This is a genomic window from Cellulomonas sp. P5_C6 (assembly GCF_054049635.1).
In genome coordinates this window covers 1-6,418 of the sequence record NZ_JBFULZ010000221.1, presented here as the reverse complement: position 1 = coordinate 6,418, position 6,418 = coordinate 1, and the positions used below count along the sequence as shown (strand labels likewise).

Below are 6,418 nucleotides of genomic sequence, written 5' to 3'. Positions count from 1 at the left end.
TCGCTGCACGAGCGCGTGGCCACTCTCGCGGGCCTGCCGGAGTCGGTGCTGGCGGACGTGCTCGCCGAGGTGGAGCTCTCCCCCGGCGCGCGCGAGCTCGTCGCCGAGCTGGACGCCCGGGGGTGGCCCGTCGGGCTCGTCTCCGGCGGGTTCATCGAGATCGTCCGCCCGCTCGCCGCGACCCTCGGCATCACGCTGACCAGGGCGAACGCGCTCGAGGTCGTCGACGGGCACCTGACCGGCAGGGTGAGCGGCGCCGTCGTGGACCGCGCCGCCAAGGCCGAGACGCTGCGGGAGTACGCGGCGTCCGTCGGGATCCCGATGGAGCGCACGATCGCGATCGGCGACGGCGCCAACGACCTCGACATGCTCGCGGCGGCCGGCTTCGGCATCGCCTACAACGCCAAGCCGCTGGTCTGCGAGGCCGCCGACGCYGTTGTCCGSGACCGKCTYGACGCCGTSCTCGACCTSCCGGTCTTCGCGCGGTGAGCGAGTTCGTGCCGGGTCTGGACCTCGCACGGCTCCTGTACGACGAGGTCCGCCCGATCCTCGTCGCGCGCGACCTCCCGCACACCGCCGCGCTCGTCGGGCCGGGCTCCGACGTGCTCGGGTTCGACGACCTCACGTCGACCGACCACGACTGGGGCCCGCGGCTGCAGCTGCTCCTGTCGGAGTCGGACCACGCCGCGCACGGCGCCGACCTGCACGCGGAGCTCGGTCACGGCCTGCCCGCCGCGATCGCCGGCTGGACCACGGGAGCCGCAGCACCGGCACCCGACGGCACGCGAGGCCCCGGGGACGCCGACCACCGTGTCGAGATCCTCACGCTCGACTCCCTGCTCCGCCGCGTGCTCGGTCCGGTCGACCCCGTGACGCCGGCGGACTGGCTCGTCGTGCCCCAGCAGCGGCTGCTCTCGATCACCGCCGGCGCCGTCTTCCACGACGACCTCGGCCTCGAGGCCGTCCGGGCGCGCCTGCGGTTCTACCCGCGGGACGTCTGGCTCTACCAGCAGGCCGCGGCCTGGTCGGCGATCGGGCAGGACGAGCACCTCGCCCCGCGCGCCGGCATGGCCGGGGACGACCTCGGGTCGCGGATGATCACCGCCCGGGTGTGCCGGACCGCGAGCCAGCTGGCGTTCCTGCAGGAGCGCCGGTACGCGCCGTACGACAAGTGGCTCGGCACGGCGCTCGCACGTCTCACCTCGACGGAGTCCCTGCGGCGGTCCATGGCAGGCACCCTGGCGGCCGCTGGCTGGGAGCAGCGGCAGGAGCGGCTCGGCGCGGTCCTCGTGGAGCTGGTGCAACGGCACAACCGGCTCGGACTCACGCCCGACGTGCCCGAGCGGACCTCCCGGTTCCACGCGCGGCCGTTCGACGTCGTCGACGGGGCGTCCGTCGCCGGGCTGCTCGTGCGTGCGATGAGCGGCCCCACGGTGCGCGAGATCGCCCGCCGGCCGCTGATCGGAGGCATCGACCTCGTCAGCGCCGGCACCGACCTCGCGACCGACTCAGGACGCACCCGTGCACTGCGCGAGCTGTACTGAGCTCACTCCGGGATCGCGAGCCGGCGCAGGGACGCCGCACCGCTGACCAGCTCGTCCCAGTCGGCCACCTCGAGCAGCGACCAGCTGGCCGTCGGCACGCCGACCCGGACACGGGCGAGCGTGGTCGGGTCCGAGTCGGGCCCGGCCAGGACGACGGCCGCCTGCGACATCGTCGGCTCGTGACCCACGACCAGCAGCGTCCGCACGTCCCGCGGCACGGCGCGCACCAGCTCGACGAGCGCGTGGGACCCGGCGTAGTACAGGTCCTCGAGGAACTGGACGGTCGGGTCCGCGCCCAGCGAGCCACGGACCAGGTCCCACGTCTGCCGGGTCCGCACGCTGGACGAGCACAGCACGAGGTCCGGGACGAGGTCCTCCGCCGCCAGCGCCGCCCCCACCTTGGCCGACTGACGCCGACCGACGAGCGAGAGCGGGCGCTGGATGTCCGCGATGAGGTCCGGGTGCTCGGCCTTGGCATGACGTAGCAGCRGCAGTCGCCGGGTGCCGGTGTCGGGCGTCACGCGCTCAGCGTCCCACCCCTCGGGCTCCGTGCGCAGGGTCACAGACCCATCGCGTGGTAGCCGCCGTCGACGTGCACGATCTCGCCCGTGGTCGCCGGGAACCAGTCCGAGAGCAGCGCGGCGACCGCACGGGCCGTCGGCTCGGGGTCGAACGCGTCCCAGCCGAGGGGCGCGCGCTCGGGCCAGCCGCCCTCCATCGCCTCGAAGCCGGGGATCGACTTGGCGGCGGTGGTGCGGATCGGGCCGGCGGAGACCAGGTTCACGCGGATGCCGTGCGGGCCGAGGTCGCGGGCCAGGTAGCGCGCGGTCGACTCGAAGGCCGCCTTGGCGACGCCCATCCAGTCGTAGACCGGCCAGGCGTACCGGGCATCGAAGGTGAGCCCGACGATCGACCCGCCGGTGCCCAGCAGCGGCTGTGTGGCCACGGCGAGGGACTTCAGCGAGTAGGCGCTGACCTCCAGGGCGGTGGCGACGTCCGCCCACTCACCGGCCAGGAAGTTGCCGCCCATGACGGACTGGGGCGCGAAGCCGATCGAGTGCACGACGCCGTCCAGCGCGTCGAACCCGGCCTCGCGGACGCGGCCCTCGAGGGCGGCGAGGTCGTCGGCGTCCGTGACGTCGAGCTGGAGGACCTGCGCCTCCTTGGGGAGCCGGCGCGCGATCGCCTGCGTGAGGCGGAACTGGCGGCCGAACGAGGTGAGCAGCACCTCGGCACCCTCCTGCTGCGCCAGGCGCGCCACGTGGAAGGCGATCGAGCCGTCCGTGAGGACGCCGGTGACCAGGAGCTTCTTGCCGTCGAGCAGACCCATGTGCGTTCCGTTCTCGTTGTCGCCGTGCTTCAGGAAGAGGATCAGTGGCCCATGCCGAGGCCGCCGTCGACCGGGATGACCGCGCCGGAGATGTAGCCCGCCGCGTCCGAGGCGACGAACTCGACCACGCCGGCCACCTCGTCGGGCTCGGCGAACCGGCCCAGCGGGATCGACTCGCGGTACGCCTTCTGCCTGTCCTCGGGCAGCGCACGCGTCATGTCGGTGTCGATGAAGCCGGGGGCCACCACGTTCGCGGTGATCGCCCGGCCGCCCAGCTCCCGGGTGATGGACCGTGCCATCCCGACGAGCGCCGACTTCGAGGCCGCGTAGTTCACCTGGCCCGCCGAGCCGTAGAGCCCGACCACCGAGGAGATGAAGATGATCCGCCCGCGGCGCAGCCGGATCATGCCCTTGCTGGCCCGGCGGGCGCAGCGGAAGGCGCCCGTGAGGTTGACGTCGAGGACCTCGGAGAACTCCTCGTCGGTCATCCGCATGAGCAGCTGGTCGCGCGTCACGCCCGCGTTGGCGACGAGCACCTCGACCGGGCCGTGCGCGGCCTCGATCTCGGCGAACGCGGCGTCCACGCTGGCGGTGTCCCGCACGTCGCCGACCACGCCGAGGACGCCGGCCGGGAGCTCGCCCGAGCGGTAGATCGTGGCCACCTTGTCGCCGTTCGCCACGAACCGCTCGGCGATCGCGCGCCCGATGCCGCGGTTGGCACCGGTGACGAGGACGCTGCGCGGGGTGGGGGTGCTGGTGTTGTCGGAAGTCTCTGGCACGGGACACGACGCTATCCGACGTCTGCCGCACGTCACGGCAGGGTCCGCGCCCATGTTCGTCCCACGACGTTGTGGGACCTGCACAACACCGTCCCTCAGCGTCGCCTCAGCCCAGCCGGACTACCATCAGGTGGTGAGCAGCAACCGTCGGCACCCGGAGGTCCCCCCGGGTGAGATCCACCGCATCACCTCGGCGCCCGAGGCGCTCGCCGACGACATGGCCCGCCGGCAGAAGCGCTACCTCGTCCAGATGGGGATCCGCGTGATCTGCTTCGCCGGCGCCGTCCTCAGCTGGGGCCACATCCCGTTGTGGGCCTCCCTCGTCCTCATCGTCGCCGCCGTCGTGCTGCCGTACTCGGCGGTGCTCCTCGCGAACGCCGGCCGCGAGCGCAGCGACTCGGACGTCTCCTTCATGACGCCGCGCGAGCTCGGCCCCGGCACCGGGACCCGCGGGCTCGGACCGTCGGACGAGCGCCAGGACGGTCGCGAGTGAGCCTGTTCGGCCCCGTCCCCGACGCCGTCGACGAGCTGGTCTGCAGCAGCCGCGGCTGCCGCGCGACCGCCACGTGGGGTCTGCTCTGGAACAACCCCACGCTGCACACGCCCGACCGCCGGAAGGTCTGGCTGGCGTGCGACGACCACCGCGAGCACCTCAGCCAGTTCCTCGACGTGCGGGGCTTCCTACGCGGCGTCGTCCCCGCGGCGGAGCTCGAGCCCGCCGCCGGGTCATGAGCCCCGCGACCCGCCGCGCCGTCGGCCTGGTCCTGCTCGGGGTCGTCGTCGCGGTCGCGTGCACGTTCCTCGGCCGCTGGCAGTGGAACCGCCACGTCTGGCGGGACGCGGCGATCGCCGTGGTCGAGACCAACTGGTCGGCGGACCCTGTGCCGCTCGACACGGTGCTGCCCGCCACCGGCACCGCGCTCACCGACGACGACGTCTGGCAGCGCGTGACCGTGGTCGGCCACTACGAGCCGGACGCCACCGTCCTGCTGCGCAACCGGCCCGTGGACGGCGCCCCGGCGTACCACGTGCTCGTCCCGTTCGTCGTCGAGGACGCCTCGGCGGGAACCGCGTCCGCTCCCACGCAGGCGGGCTCGGTGCTCGTCGTCGACCGCGGGTGGGTGGATCCGGGCGAGGACGCGAGCGCCGACGTCGCGGCACCGGCCCCACCCGAGGGGTCCGTCACGCTCACCGCGCGGCTGCGGCAGGACGAGCCGGCCACCACCCGGAACGCTCCGCCGGGGCAGGTCCAGGCGATCTCGGTCGACCAGGTGCTCGCCGTCGGCGGGGTCGAGGGCGACACGTACGACGCCTATGTGGCGATGACGTCGGAGGACCCGGCGGTCTCCCCCGTGCCCGGCCAGCTCCCGCCGCCGAGCACCGACCCCGGGTCGCACCTGTCGTACGCGTTCCAGTGGTGGACGTTCGCGCTGGGTGGCCTCATCGCGTTCTGCCTCGGCGCCCGCCGGGAGCTGCAGGACGAGCGGGCTGCGCTCGACGACGGGGCCTCGGTGGCACCCCCGGCCCCCGTGATGTCGAACGGCGTGGAGCTGTGGCCCACCCGCGACACCTCGCGCCCGCGTCGGGTGCCGTCCGCCCCGGACGCCCCCCGCCGCCGGGGTGGTCGCGACGAGGACGCCGAGGACGCGCTGATCGACGCCCAGCTGGGCGAGGGACCGGGCCGCGAGGAGGGGCCCCGCTGATCGGCTGGCGCGCCAGGGTCGCGCATGGTGTGGTGTGGATCACCAGACCAACCAGGAGGAACTTCGCATGCGACCCAGATTGCTCAAGTTCGTCGTCGCCTGTGCCATGGCACTGGGGCTCACCGCCCTCGGCGCGGCACCCGCGCTCGCCAGCACCGGCGGGACCGCCGACGGGAACACCCACCCGAACGTCGGACTGATCCTGTTCTACAGCGCTGACGGCCGGTTCCGGTGCAGCGCGACCCTCGTCTCCCCGACCGTGGTGCTCACCGCGGCGCACTGCACGGACGGGACGCTCGGCAAGACGCTCGTGACGTTCGACTCCGTCATCGCGGAGCAGCCGCCGACCCCGTTCCCGGTCGCCGCCGACCCGAGCGCCGGCTACACGCAGGCCGAGATCCAGGCAGCCGGCTACCTCTCGGGGACGGCGCACACGCACCCCGACTACTCCGACTTCACCGACGTCGACAACTGGAACGACGTCGGTGTCATCGTGCTCGACCACCCGGTCACGGGGATCGCCCCGGCCCGCCTGGCGAGCCTGAACTACCTCGACGGGTTCGCGCAGCCGGTGCTCAACAAGACGCTGTTCACGGCCGTCGGCTACGGCACCGAGGTCCGCAAGCCGGAGACGGGCCCGCAGAAGCCCCAGCCGATGAGCTACCCGCTGATCCGCCGGTACGTCGAGATGCCGGGTCAGAAGCTCACCGCGCAGATCCTGCAGACCAACGGGAACGAGAAGGACAACCGCGGCACCGGCGGCACGTGCTTCGGGGACTCGGGCGGTCCGGTGTTCCTGAACGGCAGCATCGTCGCCGTCACCAGCTACGGGTACACCGAGAACTGCCGGTACCTCGGCGGCTACCAGCGGGTCGACATCTCCGTCGTCACGAGCTGGCTGGCCACCTTCGGCGTCGTCTGAGCCGACGGATGACGCCCCGGTCCACGCGGCCGGGGCGTCGTCCAGCGGGCCGGCCGGTCAGGCCAGCGCGATGAGGTCGAGGTAGGCCGGGCTCCACAGGTCCTCGTCCCCGTCGGGCAGCAGCAGCACACGCTCGGGGT

At 73.3% G+C, this 6,418-nt stretch carries 9 protein-coding genes; 6 read left to right on the top strand and 3 right to left on the bottom strand.

The genetic code is table 11. The features are described 5' to 3' along the window. Nucleotides 1–489: phosphoserine phosphatase SerB (gene serB, locus ACXJKG_RS18425; protein WP_456847194.1), on the top strand; the 489-nt coding region annotated here is incomplete at its 5' end. Next, entirely contained in the window at nt 486–1,544 is a 1,059-nt protein-coding gene (locus tag ACXJKG_RS18420) for a DUF4037 domain-containing protein (RefSeq protein ID WP_456847193.1), read from the top strand. The genes serB and ACXJKG_RS18420, both read left to right, overlap by 4 nt. 2 nt (nt 1,545–1,546) lie before the next feature. On the opposite strand, the gene ACXJKG_RS18415 is transcribed toward ACXJKG_RS18420, so the two are convergent. Genes ACXJKG_RS18415 through fabG form a run of 3 tightly spaced genes read right to left on the bottom strand, consistent with a single transcriptional unit; the run spans nt 1,547 to nt 3,653 of the window. Beyond that, nucleotides 1,547–2,065, bottom strand: coding sequence for a SixA phosphatase family protein (locus ACXJKG_RS18415; RefSeq protein ID WP_456847192.1), 519 nt, complete (start codon nt 2,063–2,065; stop codon nt 1,547–1,549). A gap of 38 nt (nt 2,066–2,103) precedes the next feature. Further along, a complete protein-coding gene (gene fabI / locus ACXJKG_RS18410) occupies nt 2,104–2,874 on the bottom strand; it encodes an enoyl-ACP reductase FabI (RefSeq protein WP_456847191.1) in 771 nt (256 codons plus the stop codon). Between the two features lie 41 nt (nt 2,875–2,915). Next, the gene (gene fabG, locus ACXJKG_RS18405; RefSeq protein WP_456847190.1) at nt 2,916–3,653 is read right to left on the bottom strand and encodes a 3-oxoacyl-ACP reductase FabG; all 738 of its coding nucleotides are present in this window, start codon (nt 3,651–3,653) and stop codon (nt 2,916–2,918) included. 133 nt (nt 3,654–3,786) lie between these two features. Between fabG and ACXJKG_RS18400 the strand changes: the two genes are divergently transcribed. From ACXJKG_RS18400 to ACXJKG_RS18385, 4 genes are all read left to right on the top strand, one after another. Continuing rightward, nucleotides 3,787–4,146 (top strand): DUF3099 domain-containing protein, encoded by a 360-nt coding sequence (locus tag ACXJKG_RS18400; protein ID WP_456847189.1) that lies wholly within the window; start codon nt 3,787–3,789, stop codon nt 4,144–4,146. Next, nucleotides 4,143–4,385 carry a hypothetical protein gene (locus tag ACXJKG_RS18395; RefSeq protein ID WP_456847188.1) on the top strand — a complete coding sequence of 81 codons (243 nt, stop codon included), beginning with the start codon at nt 4,143–4,145 and terminating at the stop codon, nt 4,383–4,385. The genes ACXJKG_RS18400 and ACXJKG_RS18395 overlap by 4 nt, the downstream gene beginning before the upstream one ends. Further along, the gene (locus tag ACXJKG_RS18390) at nt 4,382–5,356 is read left to right on the top strand and encodes an SURF1 family cytochrome oxidase biogenesis protein (protein WP_456847187.1); all 975 of its coding nucleotides are present in this window, start codon (nt 4,382–4,384) and stop codon (nt 5,354–5,356) included. Before ACXJKG_RS18395 ends, ACXJKG_RS18390 begins: the two co-directional genes overlap by 4 nt. 67 nt (nt 5,357–5,423) lie before the next feature. After that, on the top strand, nt 5,424–6,278 hold the full coding sequence (locus ACXJKG_RS18385; protein ID WP_456847186.1) for a S1 family peptidase: 855 nt from the start codon (nt 5,424–5,426) through the stop codon (nt 6,276–6,278). Nucleotides 6,279–6,418: the final 140 nt, after the last annotated feature.